Raw genomic sequence first — 21,774 nt, forward strand, 5'->3', positions numbered from 1 at the left:
CGCGTTCGGTGCGGAAGGCCGCTTCGCGGCGTGTCTTATATGGCCTGCGGCCGCTCACTTGTGCGGAACTCGCCTCGAGGGTGGGCACCGAAGACTCTCCCGGACCGTGAGGCTCGCGTGGGTCGAGCCAAAGCGCGCGGCCGCATCGTCGACAAGCACGCCGACACCAGCGCGAGGAAGGCATTGGGCAATCGGGTACCGGCAACCGCTTCCGCATCGACCCGGAGTTCCGGGCGCGGCTAGGGCCGACGACGGCACGACACAACGGCTCTCCTGCCAGCTGACCGTGTCGTCGTGAGAGACCTTGGCGTCCACCCTCGAGGCGAGTTCCGCACAAGTGAGCGGCCGTAGGCCAAATAGATACATGGGCCGCGCAGCGGCCTTCCGCACCGAACGCGGAGGACCTGTCTGAGCAGCGAGGGTGGGCGCCAAGGTCTCCCCGCGAAGCGCCCAAGTGTACAAAGCGACGGCCCAGCCGAGCCCGCGATGCCGAAGGCGAGCCATGTGCAAGGTGCCAACAAATGCCCGGCATGCCGAGCGCTCGCCCCCGGTAATCCGCGAAGAACCAAAAAAAGGCCCGGGTTTCCCCGGGCCTTCGAGTGAAGCAGACGGGTTGCCCCGGTCTGCCTTGTTCAGAACGCGACGCTGGTCTTCAGACCGAGGACGAACGCATTGTCACGCTGGCTGCTGCCACCCGGATCCTGGATGTACTGGAGGTTCGGACGGATCGCGATCGAGGGAATCGGCGACCAGCTGTAGAACACTTCAGACACACGCTCGTAACCGCGGTTGACGATCGTGTTCGAACCGGTGAGCTCGTTGATCAGGCGCTGGTTCTTCGCGGCGTAACCGCTGGCATACGAACCACCGAAGGCGGCACCGATGAAGTCGTTCGGGCGACCGAACGGGCCCTTGTACTCCATGCCGAGTGCGATCTGGTTGTTCGTGGCCGAGGTGGCGTGGTCGGCGGACGTGATGTTCAGGAACACCGTCGCGCCTGCACCGCCAGCCTCACCCGTAACCTGCTGCTGGAAGGTGATCCATGCGCCCTTGCGTGCGTCGTGCTGCAGCGGCTTGTCGCCGGTGAGCGCGATCGGCTGGCGGTTCACGTCGAGGTAGAGATCGTTACCCTTGGACGTGTTGTACCAGACGCCAGCGCGGTACGAACCCGGCAGACCGTTGACAGTCGGCTTCCAGCCGAACTCCAGCGGAATGAGCGCGCCGGTGGTGCCGCTCGGGAAGTCGGGCACGAGGCCCTTGTGCTGGGCGTACGAATCGTCGACGTACTTCGGGTTGACCTGGTACGCGGCGATCTGCAGGAACGTGTTTTCGGTCGTCGCGTACTTCAGCACCGTGGCCCACTGGCTGGTCGGCCAGTTGACCCAGTAGTCGCCCACGATGTTACCCGGCTGGGCACCGCAGAACGTCAGGTTCTGGAAGTCGCACGAGAACTGGTTGATGTCCTCGCCGACCGGCAGGCGACCCAGCTTCCAGGTCAGGCGGTCGTCGAAGAACTTCTGCTCCAGGGAGAACACCGTGAGGTGCCAGGTCTGGCCGCGACCATAGACTTCCTGAATGAGCTGGTTGTTACCGATGTGGGCATCGGCGCCGATGTTGCGGCCGTTACGGTCGGTGACGAGGACGGTGAACTTCGCACCTTCCCAGCCCCAGAGCTTCTGCAGATCGAACGAGGTGCCGAGCTTCCACTGGTCGGTGTAGCGGGTGATCTGGCGATCGCCGCCGGAGTAGTTGTGCGCGAGTTCCGAGCCGTAGCCCAGATCGAAGGTGACACCCTCATCGGCGAGACGCGAACGCGTTCCGCCCCAGTCACCGAAGAGGTACTTGCTGGTCGACATGCTGCTGAAGTCGGACTTCATCGTGTCGTCCGCATGGGCGGCGGTAGCGCCGAGACCGAGGCAGGCGAGCATCAGACCGGCGAGGGGGCGCTTAGAAAAATGATTGAGCATTACCCTTCTCCCTGAAAAAAATTAAGCTTTTTCGTACTTGGCTTTTGATTATTTAAGTTGCAACGCACAATACTCCCCGTGCGATCAACCGCCGCATTCTAGTGTTTTTGTCGTACTAATGTGTGGGCATTGCGAATTCTGCGCCGGCGCTTTCATCGTGGTTCAGCCAGCGCTGTGTAACGGCCTTCTGTTTTGTATAAAAACGCACGGATTCAGGGCCGTGAGCGTGGTGATCCCCCATCAGGCTCTTTTTCCAGCCGCCGAAACTATGAAAAGCCATGGGAACGGGGATGGGGACATTTATGCCGATCATGCCTACCTGAACGCGATGCGCAAATTCTCGCGCAACGTGTCCATCGCGTGTGAAGATCGCCGTGCCATTACCATATTCATGTTCATCGACCAGCTTCAACGCACTGGCGAAATCCGGCACCCGAACCACGCAAAGAACGGGTCCGAAAATCTCTTCCTTATAGATACGCATGGCGGGGGTGACGCGGTCGAACAGCGTGCCGCCGACGAAGAAGCCCTGTTCGCAACCGGCGACCTGGTAGCCGCGGCCGTCCACGACGAGTTCGGCTCCCGCCGCCACGCCGTCGTCGATATAGCCGGTGATCCGGTCTTTGTGGATCCCGGTAACGACCGGACCCATCTCCACCGTTTCGTCCATGCCGTTGCCGATGCGCAGCGCCTTCACGCGTGGCGCGAGCTTCGCTACGAGTGCATCCGCCGTGGCTTCGCCGACCGCCACTGCAACCGAGATCGCCATGCAGCGCTCGCCGGCGGCGCCGTAGCCCGCGCCGATCAAGGCGTCGGCGGTCTTGTCCAGGTCCGCGTCGGGCATGACGAGCATGTGGTTTTTCGCGCCGCCCAGGGCCTGCACGCGCTTGCCCTGCGAGGTGCCGCGCGCGTAGATGTACTCGGCGATCGGCGTGGAGCCGACGAAGCTCACCGCGCGCACGAGGTCATGGTCGAGCAGGGCATCCACGGCGGTCTTGTCGCCGTTGACCACGTTGAAGACCCCATCGGGCAGGCCGGCTTCCTTCAGGAGCTTCGCCAGTTCCAGTGCGAGCGAGGGATCGCGTTCGGAAGGCTTGAGCACGAAGGTGTTGCCGCAAGCGATAGCCATGGGGAACATCCACATGGGCACCATGGCGGGAAAGTTGAATGGCGTGATGCCGACGCAGACGCCGATCGCCTGGCGCATGGTCCAGGCATCGATGCCGTTGGCGATCTGCTCGGTGTACTCGCCCTTGAGCAGTTCGGGGATACCACAGGCGTACTCGACGACTTCCAGGCCGCGCACTACCTCACCCCTGGCGTCGGAAAGCACCTTGCCATGTTCGGCCACGATGATCCGCGAGAGGCGATCCATATCGCGCTCGATCAGTTCCTTGAGGCGGAACATGACGCGCGCGCGCTTCAGCGGCGGCAACTGCGACCAGGCAGGGAAGGCGGCGTGCGCAGCGCGCACGGCGTGGTCGACATCGGCCACGGAGGCGAGATCCACTTCGGACGCGACGACACCGCGAGCCGGATCGTAGACCGGCGACGAGCCGGACGGCGTACCGGCGTACGGCTTGCCGGCAATGAAGTGAGCGATGCGGGGAAGGGTGTTGCTGGAGGGCTGGGCGGACATGGCGTGGTTACTCCGATCGCGGCGCCGTTAGCGCGCGATCATCCATTCGTGGGCGGGATCGTTGCGGAAATGCCATTCGCGGCGCGGGCCGGCCATGACATTGAGGTAATAGCCGCGGTAGCCGTGTGGCATGACCACGGGGTGGTAGCCGCGAGGCACCATCACCACGTCGTGGTCGCCCACGGCCATCGACTCGTCGATATCGCGGTCGTCCGTATAGACGCGCTGGAAGGCGAAGCCCTGTGGCGGATCGATGCGGTGGTAATAGGTTTCTTCGAGGACGCTCTCTTCGGGCAGGGCGTCGGTATCGTGCTTGTGCGGCGGGTAGCTGGAGGAGTGGCCGGCGGGCGTGAGCACCTCGACCACGAGCAGCGATTCGGCCTGCTCCGTTTCCGGCAGCACGTCGCACACATAGCGGGTGTTGGCGCCGGTGCCGCGCACGGAGCGCTTCATCGAACCTGGCTCGATCAGACGCACATCCAGGCGGCCGCTGGCCGGCGCCGAGGCAATGGCGAGCTCGGCGTCCGACTGCGCGGTGACCTTGTAGACGGACGAGGGCGGCGCGTAGATCGCATGCGTGGAGCGGTCTTCGAAGACGCTGTCGCGTCCGCCGAGATGCTTCCAGTCGTGGTCGCCGACCACGACGTCCACCGTACCGGTGAGGATGACCAGGCAGCCTTCTCGGTCGGCGGGCAGCGAGATCTCGGTGGTCTCGCCGGCGGCGAGACGCCGTGCTTCGAAGCCCACATGCTTCCAGTGCGCCGATTCGGGGGTAACGCGAACGATGGCCTCGCCCTCGGCGGCGGCCTTGACCAGCAGGCTCATGCGACCTCCCTCACCGGCACGCCGTCGAGCAGCGAGCGCAGCGTGTTGTAGCCTTTTTCGGCGAACGCGTAGCTGGGCGCGACGGCAGGGTCCTGCTCGGCCTCGACGACCAGCCAGCCCTTGTAGCCGTGGCTCTTCAGCCGGTCGACGATGCCGGCGAAGTCGATACAGCCGTCACCGGGCACGGTGAACGCGCCATTGAGGACGGATTCGAGGAAGGTCCAGTGACGGTTGCGCGCCATGCGTACGACGCCCGGCCGCACGTCCTTGCAGTGCACGTGACAGATGCGATCGATATGCCTGTCCAGCACGGTGAGCGGATCGCCGCCGCCGAAATAGGTGTGCCCACTGTCGAACAGCAGGCCGACTTCGTCGCCGGTATGGGCCATGAGCTGGTCGACATCCTCCGGCGATTCGACGTAGGCGCCCATGTGATGGTGGTACGCAAGACGTACACCGCGGGAGAGTGTGAATTTCGCGAACTCCGTGAGATTGTCGCCGTAGCGTTTCCAGGCTTCCGCCGTACGCAAGCGCGGGCGCTTGTAGAGAGGATGCGGTTCACCCTGGATGGCGTCGGCCACTTCCCCGTAGACCATGACCTTGCAGCCGTTCTCGGCAAGCAGGCGAAGGTGGGTCTCCACGGCGACGATCTCCTCCTTCGCCGGACGCGCCGCCGCGCGACCGCTGTACCAGCCCGAGACGACGTCGAGGCCGTAACCGGCCATCAGCTCGCGCAACGCGGTCGGATCTTTCGGGAACTTGTTGCCGAGCTCGAAGCCTTCGTAGCCGATCGCCTTGCCTTCGCTGAGCGCGGTGGAGAGCGGTGTCTCGCCACCGAGCGAGGGAAGGTCGTCGTTGCTCCAGGAGATCGGGTTGATGCCGATGCGGATGGGATCGTTCTTCATACTGGCGTGTTCCTGGCCTTGCGGCCCACGGTGGCGGATTCATAGCCCGCGCGCGCGTCGCGCACGGCTTCCCGCGTGGAAACTTCGGGCACCGCCACTTCCCACCATACGCCGCCCTCCTCGGTCGTGCGTGTGTGGTCGGTATCGATGCTGATGAGATAGGTGCGGTCGGCGTCGCGTGCACGTTCCATGGCCGCTTCCAGGCCGGCGATGTCGGCCACGTGCTCGGCGATGGCGCCGAGCGCACGGGCGTGCGCGGCGAAGTCGATCGTCGGCATGCCATGCCTGCCTTGCAGGCAGTCGTCGAACATGTTGTTGAACGGTGCGCTGCCGGTGGCCTGCTGGAGGCGGTTTATGCAGCCGTATCCGCGGTTGTCGAGCAGCACGATGATGAGCTTGGCGTCGAGCATCACCGAGGTGGCGATCTCCGAGTTCATCATCAGGTAGCTGCCGTCGCCCACCATGACGATGACTTCGCGTTCGGGCGCGGCCATCTTGGCGCCGAGACCGCCGGCGATCTCGTAACCCATGCACGAGTAGCCGTATTCCATGTGATAGCCGCCCGGGGTTTCCGTGCGCCAGAGCTTTTCGAGTTCGGCGGGCAGCGTGCCGGCGGCGCAGAGCACGATATCGTCGATGGTGGAGCGCGGCGAAGAGCGTTGTACGGCGCCGATCACTTCACCGTCGTAAGGCAGCCGGCCCGATGGCGCGCTGCGTTGCCCGGTGATGCGCGCGACCACGTGCACCCACTCGCTCGCGGCGTCGCGGGCACGCGTGCTCCAGGCATCGGGAGCGGCCCAGTCTTCGAGGCCGAAGCTCAGGTCGTCGAGCACTTCGCGCGCGTCGCCGATGACTTCCAGGCCGTCGCCCTTCAGGGCATCGAAGGCGTTGACGTTCACCGAGAGGATCGGTACGTGCGCGAACAAGGCGTTCGAGCCGGTCGTGAAGTCCTGCAGGCGCGTGCCGACGGCGATGATCAGGTCGGCATCGCGCAGGAGCGCATTCGCCGAGGATGAACCGGAGACGCCGGCCGGTCCCAAGTGGAGCGGATGGTTCCACGGCAGGGCGCCCTTGCCCGCCTGCGTCTCGCAGACCGGCACACCGTGCTTGTCGGCGAAGTCCAGGAGCGCGCGCGAGGCCTTCGCGTAGAGAACACCGCCGCCGGCGATGATCACCGGGCGCTCCGAGGCTTCGATCGCGTCGAGCGCATACATCAGCTCGTCGTCGGTCGGTTGCGGTGCGCGGAAGACGATCTCGCGCGGCTCGAAGAACGAGGCTGGGAAATCCCAGGCTTCGGCCTGGACATCCTGCGGCAGGGCGAGCGTGACCGGTCCGCAGAGGGCGGGATCGGTCAGTGCGCGAATCGCGCGGGGCAGCGCGACCAGCAGCTGTTCCGGGCGGACGATGCGGTCGAAGTAACGCGAAACCGGGCGCAGCGTGTCGTTGACCGAGACCGTGCCATCGGAGAAATCCTCGAGCTGCTGGAGCACCGGATCCGGCGCGCGCGAAACGAAGATGTCACCCGGAAGCAGCAAGACGGGCAGGCGGTTCACATGGGCCAGCGCGGCGGCGGTGACCAGGTTCGTCGCCCCGGGGCCGATGGACGTCGTGACCGCCATCATGCGGCGACGCATGTGGGTCTTGGCATAGGCGATGGCGGCGTGCGCCATCGCCTGTTCATTGTGCGCCCGGTAGGTCGGCAGTTCGTTTCGCGACGCGTAGAGCGCTTCGCCGATCCCGGCCACGTTGCCGTGGCCGAAGATGGCGAAGACGCCGCCGAACAACGGCGTGGACTCGTCCGAGTCCGCATCGCGGCCGCGCAGCGCGGCAAGATAGCGAATCAGCGCCTGGGCGGTGGTGAGGCGAAGGGTTGCACTCATGCGGCAGCGCCTTCTTTCACGCGTCGATCCGGGGTGCGGCGTGCGTCGCGCCACAGTGCGATCATCCGTTCGAAGGCCGCTTTGGCCTGCGCCACGAGGGTCGCGTCGTCGATCGTGCCGGCGAGCCAGGCCGAGGCCGGCTCGATGAACAGCGTGCGGCCCACGGCGAAGCCACGCACGGTCGAACTCTCGACGGCATCGGCAAAACCGGCGGCCAGGGCATCCTCGGGGGCGTTGAGGCCGAGCAACAGCACGCCGCGGCAGTACGGATCGCGCTCGTGGATGAGTGCGTCGATCGCACCCCAGGCTTCGCGGCGCGGTGGGCAGAGCTTCCACCAGTCGGGGCGGATGCCGAGGTTGTAAATGCGCTTCATCGAGCGCAGCACCTGGTCGTCACGGTGCGCGGCGTCCTTGCAGCCCGGTGGAATGACTTCGAGCAGCAACTCGTGGCCGCTGGCTTTCGCCGCGTCGTACAAAGCCAGCAGCTGGGTTTCCTGCTCGACACGATGCATGGCGTCCGCATCCGGATCGAAAGCGACCAGGCACTTGATGACGTGTTCCTTCGGCCAGCTGACCAACTGGGTGCCGATCGACCGGCCGCGCTCGAATTCGAGCGGGTTGGAGCCGGGCACTTCGACGGGGCGACCGATCCACCAGCCGCGGCCACTGGCCGCGTTGAGCGCATCCTGGCCGTAGCGGTCGTCGGCGAGCAGGCCGATGTGGCCGTGCAACTGGCCGGCGCGCTCGGTTGCCGCCACGGCCTCGACAAGCAGCTCCTTCAGGCGTGGAATCCTGCTTTCCTCGCCGCCCACTTCGCGGCTCAGCTCGAAAAACGGCGTGCGATGGTCGAAGGCGAAGACATAGAGGTCGTCCCACGATGTGCGCGGTACGGACGTGCGATGCAGGTGGGCAAGCTCCTTGTCCAGGTCCGGACGCGCGATACCGCCCTCGCGGGCGAGGAAGGCATCCAGCTCGGCGCGGCTCGGCATGGCCGGGGCGCAACCATGGCGGGACACCACGATGGCGCCGCAGGCATTGGCGAACGCGCACGCGCGCTCGATGCTCTCGCCGCTCAGCCAGCCGGTGAGAAAGCCCGAGAGGAAGGCATCGCCGGCACCGAGCACATTGAGCACCTCGACGCGGCTGCCGCGATAGGTCGGCGCGTCGTCGATGGTCGAAGGAATGAGCCCTTCGATGACACTGCAACCGACGGCGCCGCGTTTGACCACGAGCGTCGCGGCGGTGATGCCGCGAACGGCGCGCAATGCGGCCATGAGGTCTTCACTGCCGCCGGCGATATGGAATTCTTCCTCGGTACCGACGATCAGATCGAAACCGGGAAGGATCGCCTGCAGGTGACGGGTCACGTGATCGGCGGCGACGAAACGCTGCTCGCCGTCACCGCGGCCGGTCAGGCCCCAGAGCACCGGTCGGTAGTCGATGTCGAGCACGGTACGGACGTCGTGCTTGCGCGCCAGTTCGATGGCGCGCGAACTGGCGGCATGCACGCCGGGCTCGGAGAAATGCGTGCCGGTAATGGCGAGCGCGCGACAGGAGGCGATGAAGGCTTCGTCGATGTCGTCGGCGGTCAGCGCCATATCGGCGCAGTTCTCGCGATAGAACAGCAGCGGGAAGGTTTCGCGATCCTTGATCCCGAGAATGGCCAGCGCGGTGAGCCGCTCGTGATCGATGCGGATCTGGCTGACGTCGCTGCCTTCGGCGGCGAGTGTCTCGGTAAGGAAGCGGCCCATGTGATCGTCGCCGACGCGGGCGAGCATGGCCGAACGCATGCCGAGGCGGGCCGTGCCGAAGGCGACGTTGGCCGACGATCCGCCAAGGTATTTGGCGAAGCTGGTGACGTCTTCGAGGCGGGCGCCGATCTGCTGGGCGTAGAGATCCACGGCGAGCCGGCCGAGGCAGGCGACGTCGATGGGGCGGGAGGGGGAACGGGGCAGGGGGCTTCGCATAGGGGTTCCGTGATCAGGCCGCGCGGCCTTCCAGTTCGTCGACCAGGCTCTGGATCTCCGTGCCGCCGGCCATCATGTCGAGCACGGCTTCCTTGGTGATGTCCTTCTTGGAGAAGGTACCCATGGACTGGCCGCGGTTGAGCAGCGTGAAGCTGTCGGCGATCGGATAGGCGTGGTGCACGTTATGCGTGATGAAGATCACCGAGATACCGCGCTCGCGCGCCTGGTGGATGAGTTTGAGCACGTTGCAGGACTGCTTCACGCCCAGGGCGGCGGTGGGCTCGTCGAGGATCAGTACCTTGGCGCCGAAATGAATGGCGCGGGCGATCGCCAGGCACTGGCGTTCGCCGCCGGACATGGTGCCCACCGGCTGGCTCGCGTTGCGCACCCGGATGCCCATTTCGGCCAGCTTGTCGCGCGCGGTCTCGTTGGCGTAGTTCATGTCGATGACAGGGATGACCCCGAACAACTTCTTGCGTGGCTCGCGGCCGGCGAAGAAGTTGCGCGCCACGCTCATCAGGGGGACCAGGGCGAGATCCTGGTACACCGTGGCGATGCCACGATCCAGGGCCTCGCGCGGCGAGTTGAAGCGTACGTCCTGCCCGTCGACGCGGTAGGCGCCGGAACTCGGCTGATGCACGCCGGCGAGCGTCTTGATCAGGGTGGACTTGCCTGCGCCGTTGTCGCCGAGCAGGCAGTGCACTTCGCCACGCTTGAGGCGCAGGGTGACGCCTTGCAGGGCGATGACGGTGCCGAAAAACTTGCTGACGTCGTCGAGTTCGAGGATGTAATCGTCGGCCATGGTGGCGCTCCTACTTCGTCGCCGCAGCGCGGCTGCGGATGTAATGGTTGAACAGGACCGCGAGCAGCAACATGCCGCCGAGGAATACGCGGTACCAGTCGGAATCGATATTGGTGTACGAGATGCCGATCTGCACGACGCCGAAGATCAGCGCGCCGAAGCAGGCGCCGATGACCGAGCCGAAGCCACCGGTGAGCAGGGTGCCGCCGATGACCACGGCGATGATCGCTTCGAATTCCTTCTGCAGGCCGCGGTCGGCCGCGGCGGAGCCGACGTCGGCCACCTGCAGCACACCGAACAGGCAGGCGCAGAACGCGGTGAGCACGAACAGGGAGATCTTCACGCGACGTACCGGAACGCCGACATTCTTCGCGGCGTTGGAATCGCCGCCGACGGTGTAGATCCAGTTGCCGAAGCGCGTGCGGGCAAGGACGAAGCCGGCTGCGAGTGCCATGACGATCCACCACACCAGCACCTTGGGCAGGCCGCCGACCACCGGGTCGCCGCTGGGCAACTTGGTGATCAGGTCCATGCTCGCCAGGCCGTTGAAAAGCCAGTGCAGCGTGGTGCCCTGGAACAGGGCCGCGATCACCGGATCGTCGTTGAATTTGTCGCCGATGCCACTGACGATGGTGCTGTTGGCGAAGCTGGTCGATAGGACCAGCGTGAGGCCACGCAGGATGAACATGAAAGCCAGCGTCACGATGAACGACGGCAGCCTGGTGCGCACGACCAGGTAGCCGTTGAGCGCGCCCAGCGCCATCGAGCCGACGAAGGCGAAGATCACCGCGGCCCAGAGAGGCCAGCCGAGGTACATGGGGGGAATGGCCACCATGACGCCGGCGAATCCGATCATCGAACCCATCGACAGATCGAACTCGCCGGCGATCATGAGGAGGCAGGCGCCCACGGCGATGATGCCGAGGTAGCCGGCCACCTGGGCCCAGTTGATGATGCCATCGAGCGCGAACATGCCCGAACCGCCGGCGAAGACGCCGAAGAAGGCGAAGACGAGCACCGTGCCCGCGATGGACCCCAGTTCGGGCCGGTCGAGCAGGATGCGCCACGGTGAAAGCTTGCGTACGCGTTCGTCCGTGGATTTCGGTTCAATCATGTTCGTGACACTCTCGTTGATGGCACTCATGGCGTGGGTCCTTCGGATCGCTTAGCGGTACGTGCCGGCGTACTTCTCGACCGTCGCCACGTTGTCCTTGGTGACGAACGCGGGACCCGAGCTGACGCCCGTGGCGGTGTAGACCGGATGGAGGTCGTATTGCTTCAGCCGGGCCTGGAACTTCGGGTTGGCCTTGAGCGTGGCGATGATCTTTGCCGGGTCGTTGGTTTTCTGGTCATGCGCGATCACCAGCGCGGCGATGCCCATGTAGCCCTGCAGGTAGGGCTGCTGGTCGATCGCATACTGGATGGTTCCGGACTTGATGCCGGCGATGATCGCGGGCGAGAGGTCGAAGGTGCCGAAGTTGATCTTGCCGGCCAGGTGCATGTCGTTGACCACCTTGATGGTCGGCTCGGCGGCGTTCGGGCCGAGGGCCAGGATGGCCTGGGTCTTCGGGTTGCTGCGCAGGTAGGCACTGACCTTGCTGGCGACCACGGTCGGGTCCATGCCGGTGTCGATCATCGAGGTCTTGCGCCAGTCCTTCACGCCGATCGCGTCGGCGAACCCTTGGCAGCGCTCGAACGAGGCGTTGTTGGTGGCGTAATGGTTCACGCAGACGAAGCTGGTGACACCGGCGGCCTTGGCGCGGTCACCCGCGGCCTTGCCTGCGTCGTACTCGCCCTGGCCGACATGCAGGATCGCGCCGAGTTTCTTGCTCTCGTCCGGCGTGCCCGAGTTGATCGTGACGATGGGAATGCCTTTGGCCGAGACCTTGGCGGCGGGGGACTTGAGCACCGCGAAGCTGGCGATATCGAAGGCGACACCCTGGTAGTTGCGCGCGGCCGCCGATTCCAGCTGGCGAGCCATTTCGCTCAGGTCGCCGTTTCCGGAACCGCGGTAGTCCACATCGACGCCGAAGTCTTCACCGGCCTGCTTGATCGAGTTCTTGATGGTGTTCCACCAGGAGTCGGAGTCGGCGGCGTGGGTAACCAGGACGTATCGGTCGCCCGGGGCCGCCTGGGAGGCGGGGGCGGCGAGACCGAGGCCGAGGGCAAGGGCTGCAGCCAGGGTGGCTTGAATCAGTTTGGATCGCATATTGCCTCCACAGGAGACCGGGTCTACCGGCCGGACGGGTGTCGAATCGCGATGCGGCCGTAGGGCCGCTTTTTTGCCGAAAGCGGACCGAGCATGGACCCGCTGTTCCGGCGTTGCAATTTGCATTGCAGCAAAAAAATAAATGGAAAATATGTTCCATCGCGTGCTTCAATGCGCCCGGTCCCTACAGGAGTGCACGATGGCCAAACGCAGCGAAGCCGATGCCCTCATGCAGCGCATCGCCGAGGAGTTCGAGGCCCTGCCGCGCCAGTTGCAGGGCGTCGCCCGATACCTTGAGGAACATCGGAGTTCGATCATGGTCCAGCGCGTCGGTGAGATCGCCGAAGGCTGCGGGGTGCATGCGTCGGCGGTGGTCCGTTTCGCCCAGCGCTTTGGTTACAGCGGCTTCACCGAGATGCAATCGGTGTTCCGCGATGCGTTCACCGCGCAGACCTCGCCTTCGCGCAGCTACCAGCAACGCATCCGCAGCGTCATCAAGAATCGCGCCTCGGCCATGCCGGCGGTGGAGATCGCTTCGCGCTTCATCGATGCCAGTCGCGCCGGCCTGGACGAACTGGCCGAAGAACTCGACGAGGCACGGTTCCAGAAAGCCGTCGATATGCTCGCCACGGCGGAGAATATCTACGTGATGGGTGTGCGCCGCTCGTTCGCCATCGCCACGTATATCGCCTATGCGCTACAGCACACGCAGAAACGCGTGCACCTGGTGAGCGGCCTCGGTGGCATGTTTCGTGAACAATTGCGCAGCATGGGCAAGGGCGATGCGCTTATCGCCATCAGCTTCCCACCGTTCGGCAAGGAAACCCTGTACGCGATGCGTGTGGCGCAACAGCACAAGGCCAGCGTGCTCGCCATCACCGAGAGCGATCTCGGTCCGCTGGCCCGGCATTCGGATGTCCTGCTCAAGGTGAAGGAGGGGAGCGCGTTCGCGTTCCGCGGCCTCACCAGCACCATGTGCCTGTGCCAGGCGCTGTTCGTCGCGCTGGCCTACCGGCTCGAACTCACAGTTGAAGAAACACTTCCCCGAGGAGAATACGATGATTGAAGTTGCCGTTTTCGGTGCCGGTCGCATCGGCAAGATTCACGCGGGCAACGTCGCCCGTCACCCCGAAGCGCATTTGCGCTATGTGGTCGACGTGCACGCGCCATCGGCGCAGGAACTTGCGGACAAGCATGGCGCCAAGGTCGCCACGGTGGATGAAGCCCTGAACGATCCGGCCGTCGGTGCCGTCGTCATCGGCTCCAGCACCGATACCCACGCCGACCTGATCCATCGCGCCGCCGCCGCGGGCAAGGCGATCTTTTGCGAAAAGCCGGTGGACCTGGACGTGGAGCGCGCGCGTTCCTGCCAGGCCGCGGTGGAGAAGGCCGGCGTGGTCTGCATGATCGCGTTCCAGCGCCGCTTCGATCCGACCTTCTCGGCCTTGAAGAAGCGCCTGGTAGAGGGTGAGGTTGGTACGCCGGAACTGCTGGTCGTCACCAGCCGCGATCCGGGCGCGCCTCCGGTGAGCTACATCAAGAGTTCGGGCGGCATCTTCAAGGACATGCTGATTCACGACTTCGATATTTTCCGCTGGATCCTCGACGACGAAGCGGTGAGCGTCCATGCCACCGGCAGCTGCCTGACCGACCCGGCGATCGAAGCCGCGGGCGACATCGACACCACGGCCGTCACCATCCGCACGAAGAGCGGCAAGCTCTGCCAGATCAATACGTCGCGTCGCGCCGCCTACGGCTACGACCAGCGCTTCGAAGTGCTGGGCAGCAAGGGCATGCTCCAGGCCGGCAACGTCGCGCCGACCCAGGTGGTCTCGCACACGTCGAAGAACATCGCCCACGATCTGCCCGAGCATTTCTTCCTCGAGCGCTATCGCGAGGCCTATGCCGCCGAGATCGCGCATTTCTTCGATGCGCTGGCCGCCGGCACGCCGGTGCGCACCACCATCGCCGATGGCATCAAGGCACTCGAACTGGCCGAAGCCGCCGCCCGTTCCTGGCGAGAAGGCCAGGTCGTGGCCGTGAACATCTGACGCGGAGCGCCCTTCATGACTTCCCTCCGTATCGGCCTGGCCGGCCTCGGCCGGCTTGGCCAGCGTTACGCCGAAAACCTCGCCCGTGCCATCCCGCGGGCGGAGCTGGCTGCCGTGTGCAGCCCCGTCGAGAGCGAGCGTGCCTGGGCGCGCGATACGCTCGACGTGCCCACGATCTACAACGACTACGAGGCGATGCTGGCCGATCCCTCGCTGGACGCGGTCTTCCTGGTCACGCCAACCTCGTTGCATGCGGCACAGATCGAGCAGGCGCTCGATGCGGGCAAGCACGTGTTCTGCGAGAAGCCGTTGTCGCTGGAGCTTGACGATTGCCGTCGCGCCGCCGCACATGCGGCGAAGGCGGGCAAGCGCGCGATGGTCGGTTTCGTCCGCCGCTTCGACGAAAGCTACCGGCATGCGTTCCAGCATATCGAAGCCGGCGGTATCGGCCGTCCCTTCCTGGTCTATTCGCAGACCACCGACCTGGCCGATCCGAGTGGCGCTTTCCTGAAGTTCGCGCCCACCAGCGGCGGCATCTTCCTCGACTGCAGCGTGCACGATGTGGACCTCGCACGCTGGCTGCTTGGACGTCCGAAAGCGAAGAAGGTCTATTCGGCCGGCACGGTGGCGATGTATCCGCCACTGGAAGCGATGGGCGATGTCGACAACGGCATCGCCATCGTCGAATTCGAGGGTGGCCGCATGGCGATGTTCTACGCGTCGCGCACGCAGGCCCATGGGCACGACACCCATACGGACATCACCGGCACGGCGGGGCGTTTGAGCGTGGGCCGCAATCCGCGCGCCGATCGGGTCGAGATCGCCGATGCCAATGGCGTTCGCAATACGGTGTTGCCTTCGTTCTACGAGCGTTTCGCCCCGGCGTTCGTGACCCAGGCGAAGCATTTTGTCGATGCGGTGCTGGACGACACGCCGTTCGAACTGACGATGGACGATGCGGTGGAGGCGACGCGGATCGCCATTGCGTTGAGGGAGTCGTTGCAGAGCGGGCAGCCGGTGGTGCTGGATTGATGTGGGTGGGTCGGCGGCGGACTGGCCGGCTGCCGCCGGTTCGCCGATGAATCGGCTCCCACAAGGCCGCGGTTTCCCGAAGGTCTGCTCGTTGTGGGAGCCGCTTCAGCGGCGATGGGTGCTCGCGAAACCCCGCATGAAGATCCCTTCATAAACGCCCAATGACGCAGCGCAGCAACGCCACGGTATAATCCCAGGCCATGTCTCTTCCTCCCTTAGTTCCCACCCGCGGCCGGCGCTTCGCCGTGACTGCGCGCATCCTGTCGTCGGTCGTCTTCTCCTTCGTCTGCTACCTGTGCATCGGCATTCCGCTTGCCGTCCTGCCGGGCTTCGCGCACCTGGATCTGGGCTACTCCACGATCATTGCCGGCCTTGCCGTGAGTGCGCAGTATCTTGCGACCCTGCTCAGCCGGCCGCATGCCGGACGCATGGCGGACGCGATGGGTCCGAAGCGAACCGTCACCGCCGGCCTCGTAGTGCTGGCGATCTCGGGCCTGTTCCTCGCCTTGGGTGCCATCGTGCCGAAGATTCCGGCGCTGTCGCTCACGCTGATCCTGCTCAGCCGTCTTGGCCTCGGTTTCGCCGAGAGCTGGGTGAGCACGGGCTCCATCACCTGGGGCATCGGCGGTATCGGCGGCGAACACACGGCGCGGGTGATCTCCTGGAACGGCATCGCCACGTACGGCGGTATCGCGGTTGGCGCGCCCCTGGGCGTGATGCTGGCACGGGACCATGGCTTCATTTCGCTGGGCATCCTCACCTTCGCGCTTGGCCTGGTCGCGTTGCCGTTCGCGCTCACGAAGGCACGCGTGGCGCCGAGCCACGGCGAACGCCTGCCGTTCAAGAGCGTGCTGACGCGCGTGATGCCGTACGGCGTGGGCCTGGCGCTGGGTTCGATCGGCTTCGGTTCGCTGTCCACCTTCGTGGCGTTGTATTACGCCAGCCGCGAGTGGGCGGACGCGGCACTGTCGCTTTCGGTCTTCGGTGGTTGCTTCATCGGCATCCGGCTGATTTTCGGTAACGCCATCGATCGCTTCGGTGGTTATCGTGTCGCCATCGTCTCGCTGGTGGTGGAATGCCTGGGGCTGATCCTGCTCTGGCTGGGCACGACACCGCACGCCGCGTTGGCCGGTGCGGCGCTGACCGGATCCGGTTTTGCCCTGGTCTTCCCCGCGCTGGGCGTGGAGGCCGTGGGCCGGGTCAGCACGCACAACCGTGGTGCCGCGCTCGGCGCCTATTCGGTATTCCTCGACGTGGCGCTGGGCCTTACCGGCCCGGTCGGTGGATGGATCGCAGGGTTGTACGACTACCCGGCGATTTTCCTGCTGGCGGGCTTCGCCTCGCTGGCCGCCGCGATCCTTTCCGTGTCGTTGTACCTGCGTTTCGGCCGCGATCCGTCGCCGCGCGATCAACGGGCCAACGCACGGGCATAATGGCTGCCTGATCCCTCACGAGTCTTCTTCATGCCGTACGATCGCAGCTGGATGGGCTTTGGCATTATCGGTGCGCTCGAATCGGGCGGCATCGCGCTGCTGGCCGGCATCGTCGTCTACGCGTTGCTGCATGCGTTCGCCGGCAAGAGCAACGGCTGGAGCGACGGCAAGGAAATATCCATCGCCTTCGTCCTCACCGTGGCGCTCGGTGGCGGCCAGGATATGTGGGACCTGCTTTACTTCACCATGGCGCCGCTGCAGTCGCTGACGCTGTTACAGCTGAAGCTGGCCGCCGTGCACGATCCCGACGCGATCGGCCTGCGCGTGTTCTTCGACATCGTCGGCGCGCTGATCGGCGCTTGCCTTGGTTGGGCAATGTTCTCCGGCGGCTTGAAGCGTCTGTTGGCGGGCATGCGCTCGTCCTGACCGCCGATGAATCGGCTCCCACGGAAGGTCTTCTTCAGGCTTCGTGGCTGAACATCCAGTCCCACAGATCCGGCGTGGCGTACGCCTTCTCCCACGAACCATGATTCACACCGGGAAACTCGGTGTATTTCACTTCGGCATGGCGCTTGAGCAGTGCGGCGTTCATCCGGCGAGACTGCTCGGTCGGCACGACGTTGTCGTCACCGCCATGGAAGATCCACACCGGTAGCTTGCCGACCTTCTTGGCGACCCATGCGTACGCGTCGTCGCCCTTCGGCACGCCGTGGACGTAGAGGTTTCGACCGTCGTCGGGCAGCGCCTCGACACCGCCGCAGATGATCGCGGCCGCGGCGAACATGCCCGGGTGGTCGGCGGCGATCTGCCACGAGCCGAAGCCGCCCATCGACAGACCGGTCAGGTAGAGGCGTTTACGGTCGCCATGGAACTCCTTCACGCTCTTCTCGAGCGCGGCGAGGGCCATGTCGGCATCGGCCTTGTCGGTCCACTCGGTATCGTTCGGCGCCTGCGGAATCACCACGACAGCGGGGAAATCCATGTGCTGCTTCAGCCAGGGCGGCAGGCCCTGCGAAAGCTGCGCCTGGTTGTCGCTTCCCCGTTCGCCGCTGCCATGCAGGAACAGGACGACGGCAGGGCGTTTGCCTTCGACATCGGCGGGGACGAAGACCTGGTAGCGGTAGCTCTTGCCTTGGATGTCCACGCTGCGCTCGACGAGCTGCGCGGGAGCGGCGGACGCCGCGCCGGTGACGACCATGGCGGAGAGGAAGGCGAGAGTACGCAGCATGCGGATGGTTCCAGTCTGAGGTAGGAGCCGATGTATCGGCGATCCCGCGGCAGCGGGCAGGGACGCCCCGGCGCTAGAGGACGGGGTCGAACAGGCGGGCGACGTGCAAGGCCACGCGCTGCAGATAAGTCAGGCGTTTGTAGTCGTTCTCGTTGACCTCTTCCGATTGCGCGAAGTCGTGGGTCAGCATCGCTTCGACATCGCCGGCGAAAGTCTCGTCCACGTTCAACGCGGAGATCTCGAAGTTCAGGCGGAAGCTGCGGTTGTCCAGGTTCATGCTGCCGACCACGGCGGTGTCGTCGTCGATCAGCATCACCTTCTGGTGGATGAAGCCGGGCTGGTAACGGAACATGCGGATGCCGGCCAGCGTTGCCTCGTGCGCATAGAGCGTGGAGGCCATGAACACGGTGCGATGGTCGGGGCGGCTGGGGAAGAGGATGCGCACGTCCACGCCGCGGAACACCGCCAGGCGCAGCGCACCGAACACGGACTGGTCGGGCACGAAGTAGGGCGTGGTGATCCATACGCGCTTCTTCGCTGCGTGGATGGCCTGGGTGAAGAACAGCGAGCAGCTTTCCTGGCGGTCGGCCGGACCCGTCGCGACGATCATCGTATGGGCGCGGCCACAACGTTCCGGCGGCGGCGACGACGGCGGTCGCTCCCCCGTGACCCAGTACCAGTCTTCGGCGAAGACGCGTTGCAGGTCGGCCACGGCGGGTCCTTCGATCTCCATGTGCGTGTCGCGCCAGGGGGAGAGCGGCGGCTTCGCACCGAGGTATTCGTCGCCGGCGTTGAGGCCGCCGACAAAGCCACGGATGCCGTCGACCACGAGCACCTTGCGGTGATTGCGGAAGTTCAGCTGGAAACGGTTGCGCCAGCGGCGCGTGGCGAAGCGGCGCGCGGTGACCCCGCCGTCGCGAAGTGCGTCGACGTAGCTCGCCGGCAGGTCGTGGCTGCCGATGCCGTCGTAGAGCAGGCAGACCTCGACGCCGGCCGCCGCGCGCTCGAGCAGGGCGTCGCGCAGGCGCCGGCCCAGCACGTCGTCATGGATGATGAAGAACTGCACCAGCACATAGTGTTCCGCCCGGGCGATGGCGGCGAACATGGCCTTGAACGCATCCTCGCCATCGATATGCAGCGACAGGCCGTTGCCGCCATGCATGGCTGTCTTCAGCATGCGGCCGATGGCATCGTAGCGTGGGTCGCTGACCGACGCGGTAACCGGGAGCAGGCCGGGCCGGGCGGAAACTTCGGCTTCCTCGTGGAGCATGAAAAAGCGGGCCTGGCGCTGACGGTGCAAGTCCACATAGCCGCCGAAATGGCTCGCGCCGAGGAAAAAGTAGGGGACCAGGGTGACGTAGGGCAGCAAGACCAGCCCGAGCGCCCAGGCGAACGCCCCCTGGGCTGTGCGCGTATGCATCACGGCGTGCATGGCGGCGAAGATTCCCGCCGCGTGCAGGGTCAGTGCGGCGATGGCGATCATTGAACCGATCATGGGCTTGGCACCCCGATCTTCAATTCTGCGGCAAGAGTCTTTGTCGCGTGCGGGTGTATGTGCATAAGGGCCTGGGGCGGACAATCCACGTTATCGCTTCCTACGAGCCTAACCCATGAACTCCTCTTCGTCCCGCCTGCCCTTGCTGGCACTGGCCGTGGCCGCGTTCGCGATCGGTACCACCGAGTTCGTGATCATGGGCCTGCTGCCGGAGGTCGCTACCGACCTCAAAGTGAGCATCCCTTCCGCCGGCATGCTCGTCTCCGGTTACGCCCTGGGTGTCGCCGTCGGTGCGCCGTTGCTTGCCGCGCTCACCGCGACGATGGAGCGCAAGCACGCCTTGTTGCTCCTGATGGGCCTGTTCATCCTCGGCAACGCCTTGTGCGCCATCGCCCCGAACTACGACATCCTGATGGTGGCCCGTGTGGTTGCCGCCTTCTGTCACGGCTCGTTCTTCGGCATCGGTGCGGTGGTCGCCGCGCATCTGGTGCCGGCCAACCAACGCGCGCGCGCCATCGCGCTGATGTTCGCCGGCCTGACCCTGGCCAACGTGCTCGGCGTTCCCTTCGGCACCTTCCTCGGCCAATGGGCCGGCTGGCGCTCGACGTTCTGGGCGGTCACCGGCCTGGGCGTGATCGCCGCGCTGGGCGTGGTTCGCTTCGTTCCCTCGCTGCCCGACCTCAAGGCGCCGGACATGCGCCGCGAACTGCGCGTGCTACGCGAGCCGCAGGCCTTGATCGCGCTGGGCATGACGGTGCTCGGCTTCGGTGGCGTGTTCACGGTGTTCACCTATATCGCACCGATCCTGCAGGAACAGTCGCATGTGAGCCCGCACTGGACCGGCGCCGTGCTGATCCTGTTCGGCATCGGCACGACCATCGGCAACATGCTTGGTGGGCGCCTCGCCGACTGGAAGCTGATGCCGTCCCTGATGGGCATCCTCGTCGTGCTCACGGCGCTGCTGGTCGCCTTTGCCTGGACCATGCATTCGACGATCGCCTCCATCGTCACCGTGTTCCTGTGGGGTATCGCCGCCTTCGCCACCATCGCCCCGCTGCAATCGCGCGTGGTGCACGTGGCCGGCGACGCACCGAACCTGGCTTCCACGCTGAACATCGCTGCATTCAACCTGGGCAATGCGGGCGGCGCGTGGCTCGGCGGCGCCGTGCTTGCCGCGGGCTACTCGATGCCGGCGGTGAGCCTGACCGGTGCCGCGGTCACCGTGGCCGGGCTCCTTGCTACGATGGCCAGTATTGCGCTCGAGCGCCGCCGTCCCATGACGTCCGTGACCGAAGGCGCCTGACTTCCAGGAGAGCTCCCATGAAAGCCGTCGCTTATCGCACCCCGCTTCCCGTGAACGATCCGCAGAGCCTGCTCGATGTCGAGCTGCCCAGGCCCGAGGCGCGCGGCCGCGACTTGCTGGTGAAGGTCGAGGCGATCTCGGTGAATCCGGTGGACACCAAGATCCGCAGGAACACCGACCCGGAAGGCAGCGACAAAGTGCTTGGCTGGGATGTGGCGGGCACCGTGGTCGCGGTCGGTCCGGAAGTGCGGCGCTTCAAGGTGGGCGACGCCGTGTGGTACGCCGGTGCGCTCGACCGCCCGGGCGCCAACAGCGAATTCCACGTGGTTGACGAGCGCATCGTCGGACGCAAGCCGTCCACGCTGAGCATGGCCGAGGCGGCGGCGCTGCCGCTGACCACGGTGACGGCGTGGGAGCTGATGTTCGAGCGCATGGGTATTCCGCACGGCGCGCAGGGCCGCCCCGCGACCCTGCTGGTCGTCGGCGCCGCGGGCGGTGTGGGATCCATCGCCGTACAGCTTGCGCGGCGGCTTACCGGCCTCACCGTCATCGGCACGGCGTCGCGTCCGGAAACGCGTGAGTGGGTCGAGGCGATGGGCGCGCACCACGTGATCGACCACTCGAAGTCGCTGGTCGACGAGGTGCGCGCGGTCGCGCCGGATGGTGTCGACTATGTGCTGAGCCTGACGCGTACCGAAGAGCATTTCCCGGCGTTGGTCGAGCTGCTCAAGCCACATGGCAAGTTCGGCCTGATCGACGATCCTGCCGAGCCGATCGACATTCGCCTGATGAAGCGCAAGAGCCTCTCCCTGCACTGGGAGCTGATGTACACGCGCTCGCTGTTCCACACCGAGGACATGGCCGCACAGGGCCGCATCCTCGACGAGGCGGCGAACCTGGTGGATGCGGGCGTCGTGAAGACGACGATGCGCGAGCATGTCGGTGTCATCGACGCGGCCAATCTGCGCAAGGCGCACGCCATGCTCGAGAGCGGCAAGACGATCGGCAAGGTCGTCCTCGCAGGGTTTGCCTGAGAGG

At 65.5% G+C, this 21,774-nt stretch carries 18 protein-coding genes; 7 read left to right on the top strand and 11 right to left on the bottom strand.

The genetic code is table 11. The features are described 5' to 3' along the window. Window positions 1–632: 632 nt before the first annotated feature. The 9 genes from VM621_RS02245 to VM621_RS02285 form a co-directional block, all read right to left on the bottom strand. Window positions 633–1,967, bottom strand: coding sequence for a carbohydrate porin (locus VM621_RS02245; protein WP_325467366.1), 1,335 nt, complete (start codon window positions 1,965–1,967; stop codon window positions 633–635). Between the two features lie 115 nt (window positions 1,968–2,082). Beyond that, window positions 2,083–3,606: a CoA-acylating methylmalonate-semialdehyde dehydrogenase gene (locus VM621_RS02250; protein WP_325467367.1), complete on the bottom strand. Its 1,524-nt coding sequence runs from the start codon at window positions 3,604–3,606 to the stop codon at window positions 2,083–2,085. A gap of 27 nt (window positions 3,607–3,633) precedes the next feature. Then, a complete protein-coding gene (gene iolB, locus VM621_RS02255; protein ID WP_325467368.1) occupies window positions 3,634–4,431 on the bottom strand; it encodes a 5-deoxy-glucuronate isomerase in 798 nt (265 codons plus the stop codon). Beyond that, the gene (gene iolE / locus VM621_RS02260) at window positions 4,428–5,336 is read right to left on the bottom strand and encodes a myo-inosose-2 dehydratase (protein ID WP_325467369.1); all 909 of its coding nucleotides are present in this window, start codon (window positions 5,334–5,336) and stop codon (window positions 4,428–4,430) included. The genes iolB and iolE overlap by 4 nt, the downstream gene beginning before the upstream one ends. After that, window positions 5,333–7,216 carry a 3D-(3,5/4)-trihydroxycyclohexane-1,2-dione acylhydrolase (decyclizing) gene (iolD, locus tag VM621_RS02265; RefSeq protein ID WP_325467370.1) on the bottom strand — a complete coding sequence of 628 codons (1,884 nt, stop codon included), beginning with the start codon at window positions 7,214–7,216 and terminating at the stop codon, window positions 5,333–5,335. Before iolD ends, iolE begins: the two co-directional genes overlap by 4 nt. Beyond that, window positions 7,213–9,183 (bottom strand): bifunctional 5-dehydro-2-deoxygluconokinase/5-dehydro-2-deoxyphosphogluconate aldolase, encoded by a 1,971-nt coding sequence (locus VM621_RS02270; protein ID WP_325467371.1) that lies wholly within the window; start codon window positions 9,181–9,183, stop codon window positions 7,213–7,215. The genes iolD and VM621_RS02270 overlap by 4 nt, the downstream gene beginning before the upstream one ends. Window positions 9,184–9,196: 13 nt before the next feature. Then, window positions 9,197–9,985, bottom strand: a complete 789-nt coding sequence (locus tag VM621_RS02275) for an ATP-binding cassette domain-containing protein (RefSeq protein ID WP_325467372.1) — start codon at window positions 9,983–9,985, stop codon at window positions 9,197–9,199. Window positions 9,986–9,995: 10 nt separating this feature from the next. After that, complete coding sequence (locus VM621_RS02280) at window positions 9,996–11,129, bottom strand: ABC transporter permease (RefSeq protein ID WP_325467373.1); 1,134 nt, start codon at window positions 11,127–11,129, stop codon at window positions 9,996–9,998. Window positions 11,130–11,150: 21 nt separating this feature from the next. After that, on the bottom strand, window positions 11,151–12,194 hold the full coding sequence (locus VM621_RS02285; protein ID WP_325467374.1) for a sugar ABC transporter substrate-binding protein: 1,044 nt from the start codon (window positions 12,192–12,194) through the stop codon (window positions 11,151–11,153). A gap of 199 nt (window positions 12,195–12,393) precedes the next feature. On the opposite strand from VM621_RS02285, the gene VM621_RS02290 reads away from it, so the two are divergent. The 5 genes from VM621_RS02290 to VM621_RS02310 all read left to right on the top strand — a co-directional run bounded on the left by VM621_RS02290 (window position 12,394) and on the right by VM621_RS02310 (window position 17,136). Further along, window positions 12,394–13,260, top strand: coding sequence for a MurR/RpiR family transcriptional regulator (locus VM621_RS02290; protein WP_325467375.1), 867 nt, complete (start codon window positions 12,394–12,396; stop codon window positions 13,258–13,260). Then, window positions 13,253–14,245 carry an inositol 2-dehydrogenase gene (iolG, locus tag VM621_RS02295; protein ID WP_325467376.1) on the top strand — a complete coding sequence of 331 codons (993 nt, stop codon included), beginning with the start codon at window positions 13,253–13,255 and terminating at the stop codon, window positions 14,243–14,245. Before VM621_RS02290 ends, iolG begins: the two co-directional genes overlap by 8 nt. 15 nt (window positions 14,246–14,260) lie before the next feature. Beyond that, window positions 14,261–15,277, top strand: a complete 1,017-nt coding sequence (locus VM621_RS02300; protein ID WP_325467377.1) for a Gfo/Idh/MocA family oxidoreductase — start codon at window positions 14,261–14,263, stop codon at window positions 15,275–15,277. A 245-nt stretch (window positions 15,278–15,522) separates the two neighbouring features. Then, window positions 15,523–16,710: an MFS transporter gene (locus VM621_RS02305; RefSeq protein ID WP_325467378.1), complete on the top strand. Its 1,188-nt coding sequence runs from the start codon at window positions 15,523–15,525 to the stop codon at window positions 16,708–16,710. A 30-nt stretch (window positions 16,711–16,740) separates the two neighbouring features. Further along, window positions 16,741–17,136, top strand: a complete 396-nt coding sequence (locus tag VM621_RS02310; RefSeq protein ID WP_325467379.1) for a hypothetical protein — start codon at window positions 16,741–16,743, stop codon at window positions 17,134–17,136. Window positions 17,137–17,170: 34 nt separating this feature from the next. On the opposite strand, the gene VM621_RS02315 is transcribed toward VM621_RS02310, so the two are convergent. After that, the gene (locus VM621_RS02315; RefSeq protein ID WP_325467380.1) at window positions 17,171–17,938 is read right to left on the bottom strand and encodes a prolyl oligopeptidase family serine peptidase; all 768 of its coding nucleotides are present in this window, start codon (window positions 17,936–17,938) and stop codon (window positions 17,171–17,173) included. A 73-nt stretch (window positions 17,939–18,011) separates the two neighbouring features. Continuing rightward, window positions 18,012–19,421 (bottom strand): cardiolipin synthase, encoded by a 1,410-nt coding sequence (gene cls, locus VM621_RS02320; protein ID WP_325467381.1) that lies wholly within the window; start codon window positions 19,419–19,421, stop codon window positions 18,012–18,014. 127 nt (window positions 19,422–19,548) lie between these two features. Here cls and VM621_RS02325 point away from each other — a divergent pair, with 127 nt between their 5' ends. After that, window positions 19,549–20,736, top strand: coding sequence for an MFS transporter (locus VM621_RS02325; protein WP_325467382.1), 1,188 nt, complete (start codon window positions 19,549–19,551; stop codon window positions 20,734–20,736). A 17-nt stretch (window positions 20,737–20,753) separates the two neighbouring features. Next, window positions 20,754–21,770 carry a zinc-binding alcohol dehydrogenase family protein gene (locus VM621_RS02330; RefSeq protein ID WP_325467383.1) on the top strand — a complete coding sequence of 339 codons (1,017 nt, stop codon included), beginning with the start codon at window positions 20,754–20,756 and terminating at the stop codon, window positions 21,768–21,770. The last annotated feature ends 4 nt before the right edge of the window (window positions 21,771–21,774 follow it).

The organism is Luteibacter sp., from assembly GCF_035539195.1.
Lineage (GTDB): Bacteria > Pseudomonadota > Gammaproteobacteria > Xanthomonadales > Rhodanobacteraceae > Luteibacter.

Coding starts and splice junctions, on each gene's coding strand:
- VM621_RS02245 (WP_325467366.1), bottom strand. CDS start 1,967: ATGCTCAATCATTTTTCTAAGCGCCCCCTCGCCGGTCTGATGCTCGCC.
- VM621_RS02250 (WP_325467367.1), bottom strand. CDS start 3,606: ATGTCCGCCCAGCCCTCCAGCAACACCCTTCCCCGCATCGCTCACTTC.
- iolB (WP_325467368.1), bottom strand. CDS start 4,431: ATGAGCCTGCTGGTCAAGGCCGCCGCCGAGGGCGAGGCCATCGTTCGC.
- iolE (WP_325467369.1), bottom strand. CDS start 5,336: ATGAAGAACGATCCCATCCGCATCGGCATCAACCCGATCTCCTGGAGC.
- iolD (WP_325467370.1), bottom strand. CDS start 7,216: ATGAGTGCAACCCTTCGCCTCACCACCGCCCAGGCGCTGATTCGCTAT.
- VM621_RS02270 (WP_325467371.1), bottom strand. CDS start 9,183: ATGCGAAGCCCCCTGCCCCGTTCCCCCTCCCGCCCCATCGACGTCGCC.
- VM621_RS02275 (WP_325467372.1), bottom strand. CDS start 9,985: ATGGCCGACGATTACATCCTCGAACTCGACGACGTCAGCAAGTTTTTC.
- VM621_RS02280 (WP_325467373.1), bottom strand. CDS start 11,129: ATGAGTGCCATCAACGAGAGTGTCACGAACATGATTGAACCGAAATCC.
- VM621_RS02285 (WP_325467374.1), bottom strand. CDS start 12,194: ATGCGATCCAAACTGATTCAAGCCACCCTGGCTGCAGCCCTTGCCCTC.
- VM621_RS02290 (WP_325467375.1), top strand. CDS start 12,394: ATGGCCAAACGCAGCGAAGCCGATGCCCTCATGCAGCGCATCGCCGAG.
- iolG (WP_325467376.1), top strand. CDS start 13,253: ATGATTGAAGTTGCCGTTTTCGGTGCCGGTCGCATCGGCAAGATTCAC.
- VM621_RS02300 (WP_325467377.1), top strand. CDS start 14,261: ATGACTTCCCTCCGTATCGGCCTGGCCGGCCTCGGCCGGCTTGGCCAG.
- VM621_RS02310 (WP_325467379.1), top strand. CDS start 16,741: ATGCCGTACGATCGCAGCTGGATGGGCTTTGGCATTATCGGTGCGCTC.
- VM621_RS02315 (WP_325467380.1), bottom strand. CDS start 17,938: ATGCTGCGTACTCTCGCCTTCCTCTCCGCCATGGTCGTCACCGGCGCG.
- cls (WP_325467381.1), bottom strand. CDS start 19,421: ATGATCGCCATCGCCGCACTGACCCTGCACGCGGCGGGAATCTTCGCC.
- VM621_RS02325 (WP_325467382.1), top strand. CDS start 19,549: ATGAACTCCTCTTCGTCCCGCCTGCCCTTGCTGGCACTGGCCGTGGCC.
- VM621_RS02330 (WP_325467383.1), top strand. CDS start 20,754: ATGAAAGCCGTCGCTTATCGCACCCCGCTTCCCGTGAACGATCCGCAG.